Origin of the sequence: Oceanicola sp. S124, from assembly GCF_000220565.1 — a bacterium.
Taxonomy (GTDB): Bacteria; Pseudomonadota; Alphaproteobacteria; order Rhodobacterales; family Rhodobacteraceae; genus Pseudooceanicola.
The window spans coordinates 38,414-58,319 of the sequence record NZ_AFPM01000077.1 but is presented as its reverse complement, the minus strand read 5'-3'; the positions used below and the strand labels follow the sequence as shown (position 1 = coordinate 58,319).

The window sequence follows — 19,906 nt, the reverse complement described above, 5'->3', positions numbered from 1 at the left end:
ATCAAGTACTCCGCCGCCGGTTTCCGTGACTTCACCCGGATCGCCGCCAGCGATCCGACCATGTGGCGCGACGTCTTCCTGTCGAACAAGCAGGCGACGCTGGAGATCCTTCAGCGCTTCACCGAAGAGCTGTTCCGCCTGCAACGGGCGATCCGGCGCGACGACGGTGACCTGCTGCACGATTACTTCACTCGCACCCGCGCCATTCGGCGCAGCATCATCGAGGCGGGCCAGGACACCGATGCGCCGGACTTCGGCCGCGGAGCGGTGCGCAAATGAGCGCGCGCCGGCTGGCCGCGGCGGGTCTCCTTGCGGGGCTCACCCTGGCCGCCGGTGCCCTGCTTGCGCAGGTGGCCCCGAAGCTGGCCCCCGATGCCTCGCTGCGTCCCGTCGCGCGGGGGCAGACGGTGAAGGGCGTGGTGCTGCCCGCCGAAGTCTTCGTCCAGCGCGATATCGCCATGGAGATCGCCCGGCAGGCCCTGTCGCGCCCCCGCGATCCGGGGCGGGCGGAAACGCTCGGCGTCGCGCTGCGGGTGCCCGACCTGCCGACGGCCACCGGCAGCTCCCTGCGGCCCCGGCTGCGTCCGGCGACGGTGGTGCAGCAGGCGCGCGCCGTCGAGGCGCGGCGCAGGCAGGGCGCGGTCTGCGGCGACCTCTCGCTGCAGGGGGTCGAGATCGGCCGGGTCACCTCGGACACCTCCGGCTGCGGGATCGAGAACGCGATCCGCCTGCAATCGGTCTCGGGGGTGGCGCTGTCCACCCATGCGGTGATGGATTGCACCACCGCCCGGGCGTTGAAGACCTGGGTGGACGGCGGCCTGTCGCGCGCGGTCAAGGGCTATGGCGGCGGGGTGCGAGAGCTGCGCGTGGTCGCCCACTATGCCTGCCGGCCACGCAACAACCGCAAGGGCGCGCGGATCTCCGAGCACGGCAAGGGCAGGGCGGTGGACATCGCCGCCATCCGGTTGAACAACGGTAAGGACCTCGTGGTGCTGGACGACTGGGGCAGCGGGCGAAAAGGCCGGATCCTCGAACGCGCCCATGCGGCTGCCTGCGGTCCCTTCGGCACGGTTCTTGGACCCGAGGCCAATGCCCTGCACAGGGATCACTTCCACTTCGACACGGCGCGCTACCGCTCGGGCAGCTACTGCCAGTAGGCGCGGCTTAGCGCAGCTCGATCCGCGGAGCGGGGCCCAGCGGGATGAAGCCCAGCCAGATCCGCCCGTCCTCCAGTGTCAGCGACAGGTCGAGGCTGTTCGGATTGCCGCCCATCCCCGCCATCGAGCTGAGCGCCCTTTCGGCGGTCTGGGCCAGCCGCTCATCCAGCGCCCCGAGGTTGACCGCCATCTGCAGCATCTCGCGCCAGTTGCGCGCCTGCACATGCACATCGCCGCGCGGCACGCCGCCGGCATCCACGTCAAGGTCGGCAGAAAGCTGCAGCATCAGCTCTCCCCATTCGGCGCGGGCCTGGTGCAGTTCGACCCGGCGCGGCTGCGGGCGGGCGTCCTGCAGGGCGTGGATGTCCCATGGGCGCTCGAAGGTGACATGGGCATCCAGCGTCAGCGCACGGATCTGCTCGGGCAGGCCCTTGTCCGCGGCCATCCGCGCCACGACCCCCTCGGGCAGCTTCACCGCCTCGGCCGAGAGGCCCAGCCGGTAGCGCGCTTCCTCTGCCTCGTCCTGCATCATGGCCAGGCTGAGCGGGCCACTGCCCGCGAAGGCGGGCTGACCGGGCTTGTCCAGTTGCAGCCGGTCGAGGGTGAACTGGGCCCGCTGCAACTCCAGCGCGGTATTGGGCTTCATCACCAGCGAGGCGCGCATGGTCTCGCTCTGGATCTGGAAACGATCCTCGAGGGTGCGCAGGCCGAAAGTCTGCGGCCAGGCGGCGATGACATGGTTGGGCTTGTAGGACAGGGCGAAGATGGCGAACTCGGGCAGCTCGACGGCCAGCCCGCTGTCGGGGTCGGCCACCGCGAGGTTCCGCCAGACCATGTCGAAGCGGTTGGGAAAGCCGGTGACGCCGAAATCCGCATGGTCCAGCTGCCAGCCCTCGGCGCGGCGCGCCGCCATCCAGCCGGTCGCCTCGTCCTGCAGCCGCGAGGCCCCGATCCACCAGTAGCCCGACCACAGCGCGGCCAGCAGCGCGATCACGATCAAAAGACGTTTCATGGGGCCCCTTCACCTCTGCCTCGGGCTGATGTTTACAGGGGGGCAGGACAAAGGGAAATATCACCATGTGGGTCTTCGGCTACGGTTCGCTGCTGTGGAAACCCGGCTTCACGCCGGCGGAAAGTGTGGTGGCCCACCTGACCGGCTACCGGCGCTCGTTCTGCATGACCTCGATCCACCATCGCGGCTCGGAGGAGGAGCCGGGGCTGGTGCTGGCGCTGGATGCCGAGGGCGGCGCAGGCTGCACCGGGCTGGCCCTGCGCGCCGCCGACCACGAGGCCGACAAGGTGCTGGCCTACCTGCGCGAGCGCGAGCTGATCTCTTCGGCCTATGTCGAGACGCAGGTCCCGCTGGAGCTTGCCGACGGGCGCCGGATCGAGGCGCTGGCATATGTGATCGACCCGCAGCACCGGCAATATTGCGGCGGCCTGCCGCTGGAGGAGCAGGCGCAGATCATCGCCCGCGCCCGGGGTGGCATGGGGCCGAACGCCGAATATCTGCTCAACACCGCGGCGCATCTGGAAGAGCTGGGGCTGGGCGACGAGGAATTGACGTGGCTGGCCGCGAGGGTGCGCAATTTGCGCGGATAAGCCCTTTTTCTTCAAGGCGAAACCCCCTAGAGTCCGGGCAACGAAACCACATCCGGGACCGTCCTGATGGCTCATAGTGAGAGCGAGGCCGCTCCGCAGTTTTCCCAACCGATCCGCCAGATCCTGCTGATGCTCGGCGTGCTTGGTCTCTGCGCCGTCGGCACGGTATTCGTCGGCCCCAGCCTGATGCCGGTCTTCGAGGCCAACCCCTACCTGAACGGCTTCATCGCCTTCGTCTTCTTCATCGGCGTGCTGGCCTGTTTCTGGCAGGTGGCGCAGCTGATCTCTTCGGTGCGCTGGATCGAACGCTTCGCCCAGACCCGCGACGGCGAGGCGGCGGGCAATGCGCCCCGCCTGCTGACCCCGCTGGCCACCCTGCTGGGGCGCAGCGACCGGCGGATGCAGATCTCGTCGACCTCCGCAACCTCGATCCTCGATTCCGTCGCCACCCGGATCGACGAGGCGCGCGAGATCACGCGCTACCTGACCTCGCTGCTGATCTTCCTCGGGCTGCTCGGCACCTTCTACGGTCTCGCCACCACCGTGCCCGCGGTGGTCGACACCATCCGCTCGCTTGCGCCGCAGGACGGCGAGGCGGGAACGTCGGTCTTCAGCCGGCTGATGACCGGCCTCGAGGCGCAGCTTGGCGGCATGGGCGTGGCCTTCGCCTCGTCGCTGATCGGTCTTGCCGGGTCGCTCGTCGTTGGCCTGCTGGAGCTGTTTGCCGGCCACGGTCAGAACCGCTTTTACCGTGAGCTGGAAGAGTGGATGTCGACCATCACCCGGCTGGGCCTGTCGGACAGCGAGGACGGCACCAGCGATTCGATGCTGGTGACAGTGCTCGACAACATGGGCGAGCAGATGGCCCGCCTGCAGGAGATGTTCATCCGCTCTGACGCGGCGCGCGCCGAGGTCGACAGCAAGCTGTCGACCCTGGCCGACACGATCGAACGGCTGACCGACCGCATGGCGGCGCAGAACACGTCCTCGGGCCAGACCGCCGATGCGATGATGCGGCTGGCCGACCAGCAGGAAGCCCTGCTGGAAAAGCTGATGGAACAGGGGCTGGCCGAGGGGCTGGATGCCGAAAGCCGCATGCGCCTGCGCTCGATGGACGTGCAGCTGCTGCGCATCCTCGAGGAGATCAGTGCCGGCCGCCACGAGACCATGGCCGAGCTGCGCACCGATATCGCGGCCCTGTCGCGGCTGCTGACCCATGCGCGCGCCCACCCGGAACGGGACGGCTGATCCATGGCCCTGACGCGCAGATCCGGCGCCCGGCTGCAGGCCAATATCTGGCCCGGCTTCGTCGATGCGATGACCGGGCTGCTTATGGTGCTGATGTTCGTGCTGACCATCTTCATGGTGGTGCAGTTCACCCTTCAGGAGACCATCACCGGGCAGGAAAACGAGCTGGACGACCTGACCGCCGACCTTGCCGCCCTGTCCCAGGCCCTCGGGCTGGAACGCGACCGCTCGGCCCGGCTGACCGAGGAAGTCGGCACCCTGAACGCCACCCTGGACGACCGCCAGCAGCGGCTGGACCAGCAGACGGCGCTGATTGCCTCGCTGACCCAGCAGCGGGACGCGGCGCAGGCGGGCCTTGCCGATGCCAATGCGCGGATCACCGACTTCGAGGCCCAGGTCTCTGGCCTGCTGGCGCAGCGTGACGATGCCCGCGCCCAGGTCGCCGATCTGCAGGGCGAACAGCAGCGCCTGATCGGCGAACAGGAGGCCCTGCAACTGGCGCTGTCGCAGGCGCGCAGCGAGATCAGCGAGCAGGAAGAGCAGGCCCGCCTGGCCGCCGCCCGCCGCGAGGCGCTGGAAGCGCTGGTGGAAAGCCTGCGGAGCGAACGCGACGATGCCCGCAGCCTTGGCGCCGGTCTGACCGCGCAGGTCGATGACCTGCAAAGCCAGCTCTCCGAGGAAGAGGCCGCCCGCATTGCCGAAGCTGCCGCCGCCGAGGCGCTGCGCGCGCGGCTGAAGGACTCGCAGGACGAGCTGACCGCGATGACCCTTGCGCTGGAAGAGCAGCGCCGCCAGGCCGAAGAGACCCTGACCCAGCTTGCCGCCGCCGAGGCGGCCGCCGATGACCTCGACGAACGCCTGATGGCCGCCCTGCTGGCGCGTGACGAGGCGACGGCGCTGGCCGGGCAGACCTCGGACGAGCTGGCGCGCACGCAGCAGCGCCTGGCCGAGGCGGAAGAAGGCCGCCAGGCCAGCTTCGGCCAGCTTTCGCGTCTGGAAGCGGCGCTGGCGGATGCGCTGGCAGATGTCGAGGACCGCGAGTCGAAGCTGGCCGAGATGGAGGCGCGGCTTGGCGTGCTGGAGCGCGCGCTGACAGGCGCCGAGGGCGACCGTGACGCGGCGCGCGGCCAGGTGGCCTCGCTGCGCGAGGAGCTTGCGAGCGCGCAGGATCAGACCGCCGCCGCCCGCGCCCGTGCCGAGCAGGCCGAGACCGCCACCGAGGCCACCCGCGACGAGATGCAGGCCGAGATCGACCGCCTGCGCGCCGAGGCCGCGGCCCGCGAAGCCGAGCTGGTCGCAGAGCTGGACGCGGCGGCCGCACGGAACGACGGCCAGGTCGATGCGCTGGAACAGGTGCGTCTGCGGATCGTCGCGCTTGAGGCTGCATTGGCCCGGGCCGAGGCCGAGAAGACCGGCTTGTCGGACCGGCTGAGCGCGGCCCTGGAAGGCGGCGACCAGGCCGAGGCGCTGATGGCCGACAACCAGGCACTCGAGGCCGACATGGCCCGCCTGCAGGACATGGCCGAGGCACGTCAGGCCACCATCGGCGAGTTGCAACAGAAGCTGCGTGCGCTGGAAGCCACGCTGACCCGCACCCAGACCCAGCTTGCCGAGGATGAAACCCGGCACGGCGAAGAGCTGGCCTCGATCCAGCGTCGCCTGGCCGAGGCGCTGGCCGCGAAGGAGGCCGCCGAAAGCGCCTCGACCGACCGCGAGGACCTGCGGCGGCAACTGGCCGCGGCGCTGGCGGCCAAGATCCGGGCCGAGGAAGATGCGGCGGCGCAGCTCTCGGAGGCCGAGCAGCGGCAGATCCTGCTGTCTCAGGCCAATCGCGCGCTGGAGCAGGAAGAGGCGCAGAGCGCCGAGGCCGCGCGGCGCTCGGCCCTGCTGAACCAGCAGGTGGCGGCGCTGCGCACGCAGCTGGCCTCGCTGCAGTCGCTGCTGGATGACTACAAGGACCGCGAGGCGGCCAGCCAGGTGCAGATCGACAGCCTGGGGCAGGATCTGAACGCGGCCCTCGCCCGTGCCGCGGCGCTGGAACGCAAGGAGCGCCAGCGCGCCGAGGAGGAGGCCCGCCGCCTTGCCGCCGAGGCGCGGCGGCTCGAGGCCGAGAAGCAGGAGCTGTCGCAGTACCGTTCGGACTTCTTCGGCCGGATGCGCCAGATCCTTGCCGGGCAGGACGGGGTGCGCATTGTCGGCGACCGCTTCGTCTTTTCCTCCGAGGTGCTTTTCGCCCCGGCCCGTGCGCAGCTCTCGCCCGAGGGCCGGGACCAGATCGCCCAGATCGCCGGGATCCTGCGGCAGGTGGCCTCCGAGATCCCCGACGGCATCGACTGGATCATCCGCGTGGACGGGCATACCGACAAGGTGCCGCTGACCGGCGGCGGCGAATTCGCCGACAACTGGGAGCTGTCGCAGGCCCGCGCCCTCTCGGTCGTGCGCTACATGATCGAGCTGGGCATCAGCCCGCGCAACCTCTCGGCCAATGGCTTTGGCGAGTACCAGCCCATCGAGGAGGGCGACAGCCCCGCCGCGCTGGCCGCCAACCGCCGCATCGAACTGAAGCTGACCGAACGCTAGTCAGCGCGGATCTGGACCGCGCCGGTGCGTTGCGAAAGGATCTCTCCGTCACGGATCAGCGCCGCGCGCCCGGTATAGAGGCCCGGCGGCAGCGGCTGGCGCAACCGCTTGCCGGTGGCGCGGAAAAGCTGGGCCTGGGTCCGGTCGAGCGTGAAATCCTGGGATTGCCAGGGCCCGTCCGGCGCGCGGATGTCGAGGCGCAGCACATCGCCCTGTCTCACCCCGAAGGCAAAGGCCCAGAGCACCAGCGCCGGGGCGTCGGAGGGCAGGCTGGCCCGGGTCGCACTGCCGGCACGGACCTGCGCGAAGTCGGGCAAGGCATCGAGAAAGCCGAGGGAAATCAGGCCGCCGGGCACGTAATCCAGCGGTTCGGACCAGAGCGGGGCGCCGCGCGGCCCGCAGGTTTCCGCGCCATCGGGCGCGAAGGGATCGACATCGGCGCCATCCTTGCGCACCGAGAGATGCAGGTGGGGAAACTGGCTGCGGCCCGAGAGGCCGACGAGGCCGAGGGGCGTGCCGGCCGTGACCTCCTGCCCCTCGCGGACCACGACGGAGCCCTGCCGCATATGGCAATACTGCGTGACCCAACCCGCACCATGGTCGATGACCACGCCGTTGCCGCAGTCCCGCCCGTCGATGCGGGCATCCTCGTCGGGCGCGTAGAGGCGGTCGATCATGCCGTCGCGCCGCCCCGTCACGATGCCCGGCGCGGCGGCGCGCACCTGCACCCCGGCCTCCATCGCGGCGAGGGAGGGCAGGGCGAAATCCGTCCCCCGGTGGTCGTCGTAAGAGAGCGGGCCGCAGGTGAAGTCCTGCGCGTCGGGGCCGGGGGCGTGATCGACGTAGTTCTGCAGGAAACAGTCCCGACCCGGCTGGCAGTCGAGTGGGAGTGCGAGGCGCGGGGCCTCAGCTTCGGCCGCTCCGGGCAGCAGGGAGAATGGCAGCAGGGAGAGGAGGGAGAGACGCAGCAGACGGGCGGGCAGGGGGGCCACGGGCCGTTGCCGTCGGATCCGGAGCCCGCTGGGCTGGGGCACGGTGGGCAGCGACACGGCTGATGAGGCCACAGTCTGAAGGCAAGCGGCGGGTGGGTGAAAGGCAGGCAGGGGCATCTCGGGCGGTCCGGGTCTTGGGGCATGACGCGGGGGCCCGGGCGCGGCAGGTGACCCCGGGGGCCCGGGCGCGGCAGGTGACGACGCAAGCCTGCCCTGCTCAGCCGGGGCCACCGGCTGCGCGAGACTGGCGCGGCACCCCGCCCATTGACCTGCCCGGGGCCGCAGGACGAAGGTGCTGCCTGCATCGGCAGGTGGCCCTGAGACGTAGAAGGAGGGGCGGGGAGTACCCCGCCCCTACGATGTCGTGCCGGCTGCGGGCCTCAGTCGGCCGTCAGCAGGGGAGGCTTGTTGCCCGAGGAAATGCGAAGCTTGTCCGGTCCGGCGATCTGCAGATCCAGCGCGCCGTTCTTCACCGCAACCCGGACCACGCCGCCCTTGGCGAGCTTGCCGAACAGAAGTTCCTCGGCGAGGGGCTTCTTGATGTACTCCTGGATGACACGGCCAAGGGGGCGGGCGCCCATCTTCTCGTCGTAGCCCTTGTCGGCCAGCCATTCGGCGGCAGGTCGGGTCAGCTCGATCGAGACGCCACGATCGAGAAGCTGGGCCTCGAGCTGCAGGACGAACTTCTCGACCACCTGCAGGATCGTATCCTTGGGCAGCGGCTGGAAGCTGATCACGGCGTCCAGGCGGTTGCGGAACTCGGGCGTGAAGGTACGCTCGATGGCGGCGGTATCCTCGCCCTCGCGCCGGTCGCGACCGAAACCGATGGCCGACTTGGCCTGTTCCTGCGCCCCCGCGTTGGAGGTCATGATCAGGATCACGTTGCGGAAGTTCACCGTGCGCCCGTTGTGGTCGGTGAGCTGGCCGTGGTCCATCACTTGCAGCAGGATGTTGTAGACATCCGGATGCGCCTTCTCGATCTCGTCGAGCAGCAGCACGCAGTGCGGATGCTGGTCGACGCCATCGGTCAGCAGGCCGCCCTGGTCGAAGCCGACATAGCCCGGAGGCGCGCCGATCAGGCGGCTGACAGCGTGTTTCTCCATGTATTCGGACATGTCGAAACGCAGCAGTTCCACCCCCAGCGTATCCGCCAGCTGCTTGGCCACCTCGGTCTTGCCGACGCCCGTGGGGCCGGCGAAGAGGTAGTTGCCGATCGGCTTCTCGGGTTCGCGCAGGCCCGCGCGGGCCAGCTTGATCGCCGAGGACAGCGCCACGATGGCATCGTCCTGGCCGAAGACCACGCGCTTGAGCGAGCCTTCGAGGTCCTTCAGCACCTCTGCATCGTCCTTGGTGACGTTCTTCGGCGGGATGCGGGCGATCTTGGCGACGACGGCCTCGATCTCCTTCACGCCGATGGTCTTGCGGCGCTTGCTTTCCGACAGCAGGTGCTGGGCCGCACCGGCCTCGTCGATGACGTCGATGGCCTTGTCGGGCAGCTTGCGGTCATTGATGTAGCGCGCCGACAGCTCGACCGCGGATTTCACCGCCTCGTTGGTGTACTTGATCCCGTGATGTTCCTCGAAGTAGGGCTTCAGGCCGCGCAGGATCTTCACCGCATCCTCGACCGAGGGTTCGTTCACGTCGATCTTCTGGAACCGGCGGCTGAGGGCGCGGTCCTTCTCGAAGTGCTGGCGGAATTCCTTGTAGGTGGTCGAGCCCATGCAGCGCAGCTTGCCGCCGGCCAGGGCCGGTTTCAGCAGGTTCGAGGCATCCATCGCCCCGCCCGAGGTGGCCCCGGCGCCGATCACGGTGTGGATCTCGTCGATGAAGAGGACGGCATCGGGATGCGCCTCAAGCTCGGTCACGACGGCCTTCAGCCGTTCCTCGAAGTCGCCGCGGTAGCGGGTGCCGGCGAGCAGCGCGCCCATGTCGAGAGAGAAGATGACCGTGTTCGCCAGGATCTCGGGGGTTTCGCCCTGGATGATCTTGCGGGCCAGCCCCTCGGCGATGGCGGTCTTGCCGACACCGGGGTCGCCGACCAGCAGCGGGTTGTTCTTGCGCCGGCGGCAGAGCACCTGGATGCAGCGTTCTACCTCGTGGCCGCGACCGATCAGGGGATCGACCTCGCCCTCGCGGGCCTTGGCGTTGAGGTTGACGCAATACTTGTCGAGCGCCGATTCCTTGCCGTCGCCCTCGGGCTGGGCCGAGGCGGGGCCGGAAGCACGCTTCTGCTCTTCGTCGGCGCCGGAAACCGGGCGGTTCTCGCCGTAGGCGGGATCCTTGGCGACGCCATGGGCGATGAAGTTCACCGCGTCATAGCGCGTCATGTCCTGTTCCTGCAGGAAATAGGCGGCATTCGATTCGCGTTCGGCGAAGATGGCGACCAGCACGTTGGCGCCGGTCACCTCGGTGCGACCCGAGCTTTGCACGTGGATGGCGGCGCGCTGGATGACGCGCTGGAAGGCGGCCGTCGGAACCGCCTCGGATCCGTCGATGTCGGTGACGAGATTCGCCAGCTCCTCGTCGACGAATTCGACCAGGGTCTGACGAAGTTCCTCGGTGTCCACCGAACAGGCTTTCATCACCCGGGCGGCGTCCGGCTCGTCAATCAGGGCCAGGAGGAGGTGTTCCAGCGTGGCGAATTCATGGTGCCGGGCGTTGGCCAGCGCCAGGGCCGCGTGGATCGCCTGTTCCAGGGTGGTCGAGAATGAAGGCACTGCGGTGCTCCTTTTCGATCTGTGGCGGAGCGGGGAGTGGGCCCCAGATCCAACCATGGCCTCATAGTCTTAAAGTTTGGTCGATCCTGACCGCTCTTCAAGGGTTTTCTGCGACCGCGCGATCACATTTCCCGGCCAGGCCCTGCCGAATCGTCCCCTAACGGTGATTCAGAAGGCGTCCTTGCGGCGGCGGATCTCGGCGAAGACCTCGGCCGGATCGGCGCTGGGAAGGCCCATGTTCGCCGCGACACCGGGCTGATCGGCGCGCAGGAAGGGGTTGGTGGCCAGTTCTTCGGAAAGCAGTGACGGAACGGTCGGCCGTCCGGCGGCCCTTGCGGCCTCGACGGCGTCAAGACGCGATATAAGCGCGGAATTCTCCGGTTCAATCGTCCTGGCGAATTTCGCATTGGACAGGGTGTATTCATGCCCCGAACAGATTCGGGTGCGGGGGGGCAGGGCGGCCAGCTTGCGCAGGCTCTGGTACATCTGCGGGAAGGTGCCCTCGAAGACGCGGCCGCAGCCGAAGGCCATCAGGCTGTCGGCGGTGAAGGCGATGTCGCTGTCGGGGAAGTGGAAGGCCAGGTGGCCGAGGGTGTGGCCCGAGACGTCCAGCACGCGGCCCTGTTCACCGCCCAGGCACAGCCGGTCACCCTCCTCGACGGCGAGGTCCAGTTTCGGCAGCCGGTGCTGGTCGGCGCGGGCGCCGGTGACACGGGCCTCGGGGAAGGCCGCCAGGATCTCGGGCAGGCCCTGCACGTGGTCGTCGTGGTGATGGGTCAGCCAGACATGGCTCAGCCGCCAGCCGCGCTCGGCGAGGGCGGCCAGGATCGGCGCGGCTTCGGGCACGTCGACCAGGGCGGTCTCGCCGGAGGTCCCGTCATGCAGCAGGTAGGCGTAGTTGTCGGACAGACAGGGGATGGTGACGAGGGCGAGGGCCATGGTCATTTCCTTAGCACTTGGTATTGTCGGGGAGTGAAACCGATCGCAGGGCGGCTTGCAATGCACCTGGATGTTCAGGATCTGCGCAATTTCTACTACCGCTCGACCCTCGGTCGCGCGGCCCAGGCCAATATTCGTGGGCGGGTGCAGGAGTTCTGGCCCGAGGCCCAGGGCCAGACCGTGCTGGGCTACGGATTTGCAGTCCCGCTGTTGCGTCCCTATCTGCCCGATGCAAGACGCGTCATCGCGCTGATGCCGGCGCCGCAGGGGGTGATGCCCTGGCCGGCGGCGATGCCCAATGTCTCGGTTCTCTGCGAAGAGACCTGCTGGCCGGTGGACACCGGCATGGTCGACAAGCTGGTCGTCATGCACGGGCTGGAAACCAGCGAGCGGCCCTCGGACCTGCTGGAGGAATGCTTCCGCGTGCTGGGCCCCGGCGGCAAGGCGCTGTTCATCGTGCCGCACCGCTCCGGGCTCTGGTCGCGCTCGGACCGCACGCCCTTCGGCTACGGGCGGCCCTACAGCCAGGGCCAGCTGGAAGCGCAGCTGAAGCGGCACAGCTTCCTGCCAGAACGGCATCAGCACACGCTCTACCAGCCGCCCTCGGCGCGACGCTTCTGGCGCAAGACCGCGCGGTTCTGGGAAAGCTTCGGGGGCCATGTCTCGGCGGTGCTCTCGGGCGGCGTGCTGATGGTCGAGGCCAGCAAGAGGGTCCAGGCGCCGACCGGCCCGGGCGAGAAGGTGCGCGCCAAGTCCGGCCTGCGGGTGCTGGAGGGGCTGACCGCGCCGAAGCCGGAAACGGCGCGGGCCCGGCAAAGGGGCGAAACCTGAGGTCCCGGCACGCAGCAGGCGGCCCCGGGCGGCAGGTGGATTGCATCCACCCTACGCCTGGGCCGCGCTCCGCGCGCAAGAGCAGACCGGGCCGCAGCGTAGGGTGGATGCAATCCACCTCTGCCGAACCCCGAACCCGGCTTTTCCCAAGCCGCTCGGGCCCGATGGCCGGCTGGCCGCCGGCTCGGGCCGAGGGGCGCGGCTTGACGGCTTTTGCTAGAGCGTCGAGGCGGCCGCGCTTGTCCCGTCGGATTGCAGCAGGATCACGTCGTCCAGGGTGATCCCCCCGGCCTCCGAGACGGTGATCACCTGGACGATATCCTCGCCAGACCCTTCCGAGAGCGTGATCTCGATATCCACGTAGCCCTCTGCGGCGCCATCCAGGATCTGCACGCTGGCGGCAGACAGCGTGAGGCCGTCCGGCAGTTCGACCTGAAGCACGTCTTCGCCGCCCTCGAAATCCTCGATCACCCCCATGTCGCGGATGTAGTCGGCGCCACTGCCAAGCGCGTCATAGTCCGCCTCTGACTGCAACGAGCTCTGCGGCACCAGGAAGGTGTCCGCGCTCGCGCCGCCATGGGCCCGCGCCTCGCCGTAGACCAGCAGCTGGTCCGCGCCCTCGCCACCATAGAGCACGGTCTGGCCGCGCCCCACGAGGTTGTCGTCGCCGGAGCCGCCATGCGCCTCGGCCTGATCGTCCGCCACCAGCAGGTCATCGCCCGCGCCGCCGTAACCGGTCGCGCCGTCGGCCAGGCTGAGGGTGTCTTCGCCGTAGCCGCCCGACATCGTGGCCTGGTCGTTGCCGAACAGGATGTCCTCGTTCAGCCCGCCATAGCCCGACACGCTGTCGTCACCGTAGAGGTAGTCCGCGCCGGCCCCGCCATAGAGCGAGGCCATGCCGCCGCCCAGTTCGGCCGAGACCCCCAGCAGGTCGTCGCCGTCTTCACCGTAGAGCCTGGCCTGGCCCGCGCCATGCAGCGTGTCGTCACCGCTGCCGCCCCGGCCAAGGGTGGTGTCCTCGGCATAGATGCGGTCCGCTCCGGCGCCGCCCCATCCCCTTGCATCGTCGTAGAGGTCCAGGGAATCCTCGCCGTAGCCGCCATAGAGAGAGGCCGACTCGCTGCCCACCATCAGGTCCTCGTTCAGTCCGCCATAGGCGCTGGTGCGGTCATTCGCGGCAAGGACGTCATTGCCCGCGCCGCCGTAGATCGAGGCGACACCGCCGGGAATGTAGCCGTCACCGCTGCCTTCCCCGGCAAAGAGCGTGTCATTGCCCGCATCACCATGTCCGGTGGCATGGTCGTAGGCGCCGATGCTGTCATCGCCGTCACCGCCGCGCACCCCGGCCTCGCCCGTCGCCAGCCCGAAGTCGTTGCCGGCCCCGCCATAGGCCCGGGCCTCTTCCAGGGCCATGACGTCGTCATCGCCGCTGCCGCCATAGACCGATGCCTGGTCGAGGCCGACATAGGTATCCTTGCCGGCCAGGCCCTGCGCCGTGCCCTCGCCGGTGAAGACATCCGCGTCATCGCCGGCCGTGCCCAGATGCACCTCGTCCTCGTCCAGGTCGACGAAGCCGGAGGCGCCGGGCAGCAGCGCCTGCATCAGAAGGTCCTGCGCGGGCGTGTCCAGCAGATCGCCTTCGCCCGAAGGCGGTTCAAGGGTGTCGTCGCCGCTGTCCTCGGGAGTATCTTCCGAGTCGTCGCCATCCCAGATGGCCAGGCCGGCCAGCAGCGGCAGAAGCATCAGGGCAAGCAATTCCATGAAAGTGTCTCTCGCGTTTCCGGGCGAATATGCCTGTGGCGAGGATCGCGGATTCCGGCGTTGCGACAATGGCTTGAGCGTGGAAACAGATTGTTCTGCCGCATTTTCGCCACAAAGCCCGGGGTTCTGGTGCTCTGCGGCAACAGGATGACCCCTGTCCGGCCGTTCCATCCGCAGCCGAAGAGCCGTTCCAGGCCCTGTCCCCGGGGCAAGGTGAAAACCTTGCGAGGGCCTTTGAGGCGGCGAATCTTTGACTAAGCATGAGACCCCATGCAAGGCGAATCCCAAAAAGGTGAACAAATACTTGTGCTTTGGTGCAGGGCACCGCGGCAAATCGGCTCGAAAAAGCGTCAATCTTCGCGGAAGGCACTGAAAAACAAGGCGCTTGGCCGGGTCACTAGGGTCTTCAAGCGGGTTGATGGGTGGTGTGGCCTCTGCTACACCCCCACCGATTTTGATGCTCTGATATGTCAGGGCTGCAAACCCCCTGCGCCGGCCACTCGCCCGGACGGGGCCGAAAATCGGAAGGGTGGACGTGTCCGAACCAGCTTCGATCTCCTACGGCATCGCCTCGCGCTATGCTCAGGCCGTCTTCGACATCGCGCGCGAAAACGGCAAGCTGAAAGAACTTGAAACCAACGTCACGGATCTGGCCGAAGCCCTGGCTTCCAGCGAAGACCTGAACGAGATGATCTCTTCGCCGATCTATTCGCGCGAAGACCAGGAGAAGGCGATCCTCGCCCTGGCCGAAGCCCTCGGGCTCAAGCCTGTCTCCCGCAATGCCCTGGGCCTGATGGCCCAGAAGCGCCGCCTCTTCGTGCTGCCGCAGTACTGCCTGCGCCTGAAGGAGCTGCTGGCAGAAGAGAAGGGCGAAGTGACCGCAGAGGTGATCTCTGCCAAGCCGCTCTCCGATGAAGAGCAGGCACAGCTCTCTGCCGCCCTCGCCGCATCCGTCGGCAAGCAGGTGGCCCTGAATACTGCCGTCGATGAAACGCTCATCGGTGGTCTCGTCGTCAAGGTTGGGTCCCGGATGATCGACACGTCGATCCGCTCCAAGCTCAACTCCCTCCAGAATGTCATGAAAGAGGTCGGATAAATGGGAGTCCAAGCAGCCGAAATTTCTGCTATCCTCAAGGAGCAGATCAAGAACTTTGGCCAGGAGGCCGAAGTGGCCGAAGTCGGCCGGGTGCTGTCCGTCGGTGACGGTATTGCCCGTGTCCACGGCCTCGACAGCGTCCAGGCGGGCGAGATGGTCGAGTTCCCCGGTGGTATCATGGGCATGGCGCTGAACCTCGAAGCCGACAACGTCGGCGTCGTGATCTTCGGCTCCGACCGTGACATCAAGGAAGGCGATACCGTCAAGCGCACCAACTCGATCGTGGACGTTCCCGCAGGCCCCGCCCTGCTGGGTCGCGTCGTCGACGGTCTGGGCAACCCGCTGGACGGCAAGGGCCCGATCGAAGGCATCGAGCGTCGCATCGCCGACGTGAAGGCGCCGGGCATCATTCCCCGTAAATCCGTTCACGAACCGATGGCCACCGGCCTGAAGTCCGTCGACGCCATGATCCCGATCGGCCGTGGCCAGCGGGAACTGATCATCGGCGACCGTCAGACCGGCAAGACCGCCGTGGCGCTCGACGCGATCCTGAACCAGAAGTCCTACAACGACGCCGCCGGCGACGACGAGAGCAAGAAGCTCTACTGCGTCTACGTGGCTGTCGGCCAGAAGCGTTCCACCGTGGCGCAGCTGGTGAAGAAGCTGGAAGAGACCGGCGCGATCGAATATTCGGTCGTCATCGCCGCAACCGCCTCTGACCCGGCGCCGATGCAGTACCTGGCCCCCTACACCGCGACCGCGATGGCCGAGTACTTCCGCGACAACGGCAAGCACGCCCTGATCATCTACGATGACCTCTCCAAGCAGGCCGTGGCCTACCGCCAGATGTCCCTGCTGCTGCGCCGTCCGCCGGGCCGTGAAGCCTACCCGGGCGACGTGTTCTACCTCCACTCCCGTCTGCTGGAACGTTCGGCCAAGCTGAACGAAGACTTCGGCGCCGGCTCGCTGACGGCTCTGCCGATCATCGAAACCCAGGGCGGCGACGTGTCTGCCTTCATCCCGACCAACGTGATCTCGATCACCGACGGCCAGATCTTCCTGGAAACCGAGCTGTTCTACCAGGGCATCCGCCCCGCCGTGAACACCGGTCTGTCGGTGTCGCGCGTCGGTTCGTCCGCCCAGACCAAGGCGATGTCCTCGGTTGCCGGCCCGGTGAAACTGTCGCTCGCCCAGTACCGCGAGATGGCCGCCTTCGCCCAGTTCGGTTCCGACCTGGATGCCTCGACCCAGCGTCTGCTGGCCCGTGGCGCCCGTCTGACCGAGCTGATGAAGCAGCCCCAGTATCAGCCCCTGACCAACGCCGAGATCGTCTGCGTGATCTTTGCCGGCACCAACGGCTACCTGGACAAGGTCCCGGTTTCCGAAGTCGGCCGCTACGAGGCGGAACTTCTGTCCTTCCTGCGCAACAAGAAGGCGGACGTCCTGGCCTGGATCACCAACGAGGATCCCAAGATCAAGGGTGAACCCGCTGACAAGCTGAAGGCCGTGCTGGACGAGTTCGCAGCAGACTTCGCCTGAGCCTAGGGAGGTAACACATGCCTTCTCTGAAGGACCTCAAGAACAGGATCGAGTCGGTCAAGTCGACCCGCAAGATCACCAAGGCCATGCAGATGGTTGCCGCGGCGAAACTTCGCCGCGCGCAGGAGGCCGCCGAAGCGTCCCGCCCCTACGCGGAACGTTTCAGCGCGGTTCTCGGCCAGCTTGCATCCTCGGTGGGCGGGTCGGATACCGCACCGCTCCTGCTGAAGGGGACCGGCAAGGATGACGTGCATCTGCTGGTCGTTCTGACCGCGGAACGCGGCCTCTGCGGCGGTTTCAACGCCAATATCGTGAAGCTGGCGCGGACCCATGCCGCGAAGCTCAAGGCCGAAGGCAAGACGGTGAAGATCCTCACCGTCGGCAAGAAGGGCCGTGAGCAGCTGAAGCGCACCTATGGCGATCTCTTCGTCGATCACGTCGACCTGAGCGACGTGAAGAACGTGGGCTATGCCAATGCGCAGGCCATCGCGGCGAAGCTGCTGTCCTCCTTCGAGGACGGCGCCTTCGACGTGGCCACGCTGTTCTACGCCGAGTTCGAGAACGTCGTCACGCAGAAGCCCCGTGCCCTGCAGGTGATCCCGGCCCAGTTCGATGCGACGGACGGCCCGGCCACCGACTACGACTACGAGCCCGGCGAGGCCGAGATCCTGGAAGAGCTGCTCCCCCGTGGCGTGGCGACCCAGATCTTCGCGGCCCTGCTGGAAAACGCTGCCTCGGAGCAGGGTGCCCGGATGTCCGCCATGGACAACGCGACCCGCAACGCTGGCGAGATGATCGACAAGCTGACCATCGAGTACAACCGCTCGCGTCAGGCGGTCATCACCAACGAGCTGATCGAAATCATTTCGGGCGCCGAGGCGCTCTAAGGAACCGGAGACAACGACATGGCAATGAAAGGCAAAGTGACCCAGGTCATCGGCGCCGTCGTGGACGTGCAGTTCGAAGACGGCCTGCCGGCCATCCTCAACGCGCTGAACACCGACAACAACGGCAACAAGCTGGTTATGGAAGTTGCGCAGCACCTGGGCGAGAACACCGTCCGTGCGATCGCAATGGACGCCACCGAGGGTCTTGTCCGTGGTCAGGAAGTCCTGGACACCGGCGCTCCGATCTCGGTTCCCGTCGGCACTGCAACCCTGGGCCGCATCCTGAACGTCGTCGGCGAACCCGTCGACGAGAAGGGCCCGGTCGAGGCGGATGAATACCGTCCGATCCACGCCCCGGCACCCGACTTCGCCGACCAGGCGACCGAAGCCGAGATCCTCGTGACCGGCATCAAGGTCATCGACCTGCTGGCGCCCTACGCCAAGGGCGGCAAGATCGGCCTGTTCGGCGGTGCCGGTGTGGGCAAGACCGTTCTGATCCAGGAACTGATCAACAACATCGCGAAGGTGCACTCGGGTCTGTCCGTGTTCGCCGGCGTGGGCGAGCGGACCCGTGAAGGGAACGACCTCTACCACGAGATGATCGAATCCGGCGTTCTGAACCCCGACAACCTGCCCGAGTCGAAGATCGCTCTTTGCTTCGGCCAGATGAACGAACCGCCGGGTGCCCGTGCCCGTATCGCGCTGACCGGCCTGACCCTGGCCGAGCAGTTCCGCGACGCGACCGGGACCGACGTTCTGTTCTTCGTCGACAACATCTTCCGCTTCACCCAGGCCGGTTCGGAAATGTCCGCACTGCTGGGCCGTATCCCCTCGGCCGTGGGCTACCAGCCGACGCTGGCCACCGACATGGGCGCGATGCAGGAACGGATCACCTCGACCAAGAACGGCTCGATCACCTCGATCCAGGCCGTCTACGTTCCCGCGGACGACCTTACCGACCCGGCACCGGCAACGACCTTCGCCCACCTCGACGCGACGACCGTTCTGAACCGTGCGATCTCGGAACTGGGTATCTACCCGGCCGTGGACCCGCTCGACTCGACCTCGCGCCTGATGGATCCGCTGGTCATCGGTGAAGAGCACTACAAGGTCGCCCGTGACGTCCAGGGTATCCTTCAGCGCTACAAGTCGCTGCAGGACATCATCGCCATCCTCGGCATGGACGAACTGAGCGAAGAGGACAAGCTGACCGTGGCCCGTGCGCGGAAGATCCAGCGTTTCCTCTCCCAGCCCTTCGACGTGGCAAAGGTCTTCACCGGCTCCGACGGCGTCCAGGTTCCCCTGGAAGACACCGTGAAGTCGTTCAAGGCTGTCGTCGCCGGCGAATACGATCACCTGCCCGAAGGCGCCTTCTACATGGTTGGCGGCATCGAGGAAGTGATCGCCAAGGCCGAGAAGATGGCCGCGGAAGCGGCGTAAGGTAGCAATCTGATGGCAAACACCATGGACTTCTCCCTTGTCTCGCCGGAACGGAGCCTCGTCTCCGGCCCGGTGAGCGAGGCGCAGATTCCGGGAGAGGAAGGGGATCTGACGGCCATGCCCGGGCATGCGCCGATGATCACCACCCTGCGCCCCGGTGTGCTGCACCTCAAGGGCCCGGACGGAGAGGACGATTACGTCGTCTCCGGCGGTTTCGCCGAGATTTCGGCCGAGGGCGTCACCGTCCTCGCCGAACGTGCCCTGCACCAGAAAGAGATGACTCAGGACGTGCTGAACGATTGGGTCAAGGAAGCGCACAACGCCTGGAAGGACGCGACCGACGACAACGCGGTCGCCCGTGCCGGCAAGCTGCTGGCCGACATGGTTGCCATGGGCACCCATATCGGCCTGGACCCGGACCACGCGAACCACATCGAGTGATCCCGGACCATCCGGTTTCAGAAGGCCCCGGCATCGCGCCGGGGCCTTTTGCGTTCAGCCCCGCGCAATGCGGGGCGTGGAAACCACTTCTCAACACCTCCCCGCTTTGATCCGGCCATGGCCTCCCGGCAAGACCCTACGGGTGCGAACTTTTTTGCCGCCGAGGGCTTCGCAAAGGTGCCGGGAACGGTCATGTTGGCGCCCAGAGCCAGAAGATCGGACGAGATGAAGAAACTGACTTCCCATTGCATCGGTGTGGACGACGGAGAGGTCGTCCTGTTTTCCGATTTCCAGGACGAGGGGGACATGTGGACCGGCACGGGCCCGCGTGAACGCCGCCGCCATGTGGCCTTTTCCGAGCCCTACCTCAGCCCGCCAACGGTTCATTGCACGCTGTCCATGTGGGACATGGACAACGGCACCAACCTGCGCGGCGACATCCAGGCCGAGAACGTGACCTGCGAGGGATTCGACGCGGTCTTCAAGACCTGGGGAGACAGCCGCATCGCCCGCGCCCGGGCCCGCTGGATGGCCATCGGCGCCCTGCGGGCCGCTGACGACTGGGAAGTCTGAAACTGGGAGGTCTGGAACCGCGCCTGCGTCGCGCCTGACGGCCCGGCGCCCGCCACCGGGCCCCCTTGATCATCACCAGGCTGGAAGTACTCCGGGGGACTCC

General features: G+C 67.4%; 17 protein-coding genes. 12 read left to right on the top strand and 5 right to left on the bottom strand.

The genetic code is table 11. The annotated features are described in order from the left end of the window. Both OS124_RS0106465 and OS124_RS0106460 read left to right on the top strand, forming a co-directional pair. Nucleotides 1-279: prephenate dehydrogenase dimerization domain-containing protein (locus tag OS124_RS0106465; protein WP_010138599.1), on the top strand; the 279-nt coding region annotated here is incomplete at its 5' end. Then, entirely contained in the window at nucleotides 276-1,157 is an 882-nt protein-coding gene (locus OS124_RS0106460; RefSeq protein ID WP_010138598.1) for an extensin-like domain-containing protein, read from the top strand. The genes OS124_RS0106465 and OS124_RS0106460, both read left to right, overlap by 4 nt. Nucleotides 1,158-1,164: 7 nt before the next feature. Here OS124_RS0106460 and OS124_RS0106455 read toward each other — a convergent pair whose 3' ends face one another. Next, nucleotides 1,165-2,169 carry a DUF2125 domain-containing protein gene (locus OS124_RS0106455; protein ID WP_010138597.1) on the bottom strand — a complete coding sequence of 335 codons (1,005 nt, stop codon included), beginning with the start codon at nucleotides 2,167-2,169 and terminating at the stop codon, nucleotides 1,165-1,167. Between the two features lie 65 nt (nucleotides 2,170-2,234). Between OS124_RS0106455 and OS124_RS0106450 the strand changes: the two genes are divergently transcribed. From OS124_RS0106450 to OS124_RS0106440, 3 genes are all read left to right on the top strand, one after another. Further along, the gene (locus OS124_RS0106450) at nucleotides 2,235-2,759 is read left to right on the top strand and encodes a gamma-glutamylcyclotransferase (protein WP_010138595.1); all 525 of its coding nucleotides are present in this window, start codon (nucleotides 2,235-2,237) and stop codon (nucleotides 2,757-2,759) included. 66 nt (nucleotides 2,760-2,825) lie between these two features. Next, complete coding sequence (locus OS124_RS0106445; protein WP_010138594.1) at nucleotides 2,826-4,007, top strand: hypothetical protein; 1,182 nt, start codon at nucleotides 2,826-2,828, stop codon at nucleotides 4,005-4,007. A gap of 3 nt (nucleotides 4,008-4,010) precedes the next feature. Further along, nucleotides 4,011-6,587, top strand: a complete 2,577-nt coding sequence (locus OS124_RS0106440) for a peptidoglycan -binding protein (RefSeq protein ID WP_010138593.1) — start codon at nucleotides 4,011-4,013, stop codon at nucleotides 6,585-6,587. Here OS124_RS0106440 and OS124_RS0106435 read toward each other — a convergent pair. The 3 genes from OS124_RS0106435 to gloB form a co-directional block, all read right to left on the bottom strand. Continuing rightward, complete coding sequence (locus tag OS124_RS0106435; protein WP_010138591.1) at nucleotides 6,584-7,579, bottom strand: peptidoglycan DD-metalloendopeptidase family protein; 996 nt, start codon at nucleotides 7,577-7,579, stop codon at nucleotides 6,584-6,586. The genes OS124_RS0106440 and OS124_RS0106435 overlap by 4 nt on opposite strands. 380 nt (nucleotides 7,580-7,959) lie before the next feature. After that, nucleotides 7,960-10,296: an ATP-dependent Clp protease ATP-binding subunit ClpA gene (gene clpA, locus OS124_RS0106430; protein WP_010138590.1), complete on the bottom strand. Its 2,337-nt coding sequence runs from the start codon at nucleotides 10,294-10,296 to the stop codon at nucleotides 7,960-7,962. A 168-nt stretch (nucleotides 10,297-10,464) separates the two neighbouring features. After that, nucleotides 10,465-11,235, bottom strand: coding sequence for a hydroxyacylglutathione hydrolase (gene gloB, locus OS124_RS0106425; RefSeq protein ID WP_010138589.1), 771 nt, complete (start codon nucleotides 11,233-11,235; stop codon nucleotides 10,465-10,467). Between the two features lie 60 nt (nucleotides 11,236-11,295). On the opposite strand from gloB, the gene OS124_RS0106420 reads away from it, so the two are divergent. Next, nucleotides 11,296-12,066 (top strand): methyltransferase domain-containing protein, encoded by a 771-nt coding sequence (locus tag OS124_RS0106420; protein ID WP_010138588.1) that lies wholly within the window; start codon nucleotides 11,296-11,298, stop codon nucleotides 12,064-12,066. Nucleotides 12,067-12,282: 216 nt separating this feature from the next. Here OS124_RS0106420 and OS124_RS0106415 read toward each other — a convergent pair whose 3' ends face one another. Further along, nucleotides 12,283-13,827 carry a hemolysin-type calcium-binding protein gene (locus OS124_RS0106415; protein ID WP_010138587.1) on the bottom strand — a complete coding sequence of 515 codons (1,545 nt, stop codon included), beginning with the start codon at nucleotides 13,825-13,827 and terminating at the stop codon, nucleotides 12,283-12,285. A 529-nt stretch (nucleotides 13,828-14,356) separates the two neighbouring features. Between OS124_RS0106415 and OS124_RS0106410 the strand changes: the two genes are divergently transcribed. The 6 genes from OS124_RS0106410 (at nucleotide 14,357) to OS124_RS0106385 (ending at nucleotide 19,803) form a co-directional block, all read left to right on the top strand. After that, a complete protein-coding gene (locus OS124_RS0106410; protein WP_010138586.1) occupies nucleotides 14,357-14,923 on the top strand; it encodes a F0F1 ATP synthase subunit delta in 567 nt (188 codons plus the stop codon). Next, on the top strand, nucleotides 14,924-16,462 hold the full coding sequence (atpA, locus tag OS124_RS0106405; RefSeq protein ID WP_010138585.1) for a F0F1 ATP synthase subunit alpha: 1,539 nt from the start codon (nucleotides 14,924-14,926) through the stop codon (nucleotides 16,460-16,462). A 17-nt stretch (nucleotides 16,463-16,479) separates the two neighbouring features. Then, nucleotides 16,480-17,349: a F0F1 ATP synthase subunit gamma gene (locus OS124_RS0106400; protein ID WP_010138584.1), complete on the top strand. Its 870-nt coding sequence runs from the start codon at nucleotides 16,480-16,482 to the stop codon at nucleotides 17,347-17,349. Nucleotides 17,350-17,367: 18 nt separating this feature from the next. Then, nucleotides 17,368-18,789: a F0F1 ATP synthase subunit beta gene (gene atpD / locus OS124_RS0106395; protein ID WP_029375224.1), complete on the top strand. Its 1,422-nt coding sequence runs from the start codon at nucleotides 17,368-17,370 to the stop codon at nucleotides 18,787-18,789. Nucleotides 18,790-18,801: 12 nt separating this feature from the next. Beyond that, entirely contained in the window at nucleotides 18,802-19,230 is a 429-nt protein-coding gene (locus OS124_RS0106390; RefSeq protein WP_010138581.1) for a F0F1 ATP synthase subunit epsilon, read from the top strand. 225 nt (nucleotides 19,231-19,455) lie between these two features. Beyond that, complete coding sequence (locus OS124_RS0106385; RefSeq protein ID WP_010138580.1) at nucleotides 19,456-19,803, top strand: H-type lectin domain-containing protein; 348 nt, start codon at nucleotides 19,456-19,458, stop codon at nucleotides 19,801-19,803. Nucleotides 19,804-19,906 lie beyond the last annotated feature (103 nt).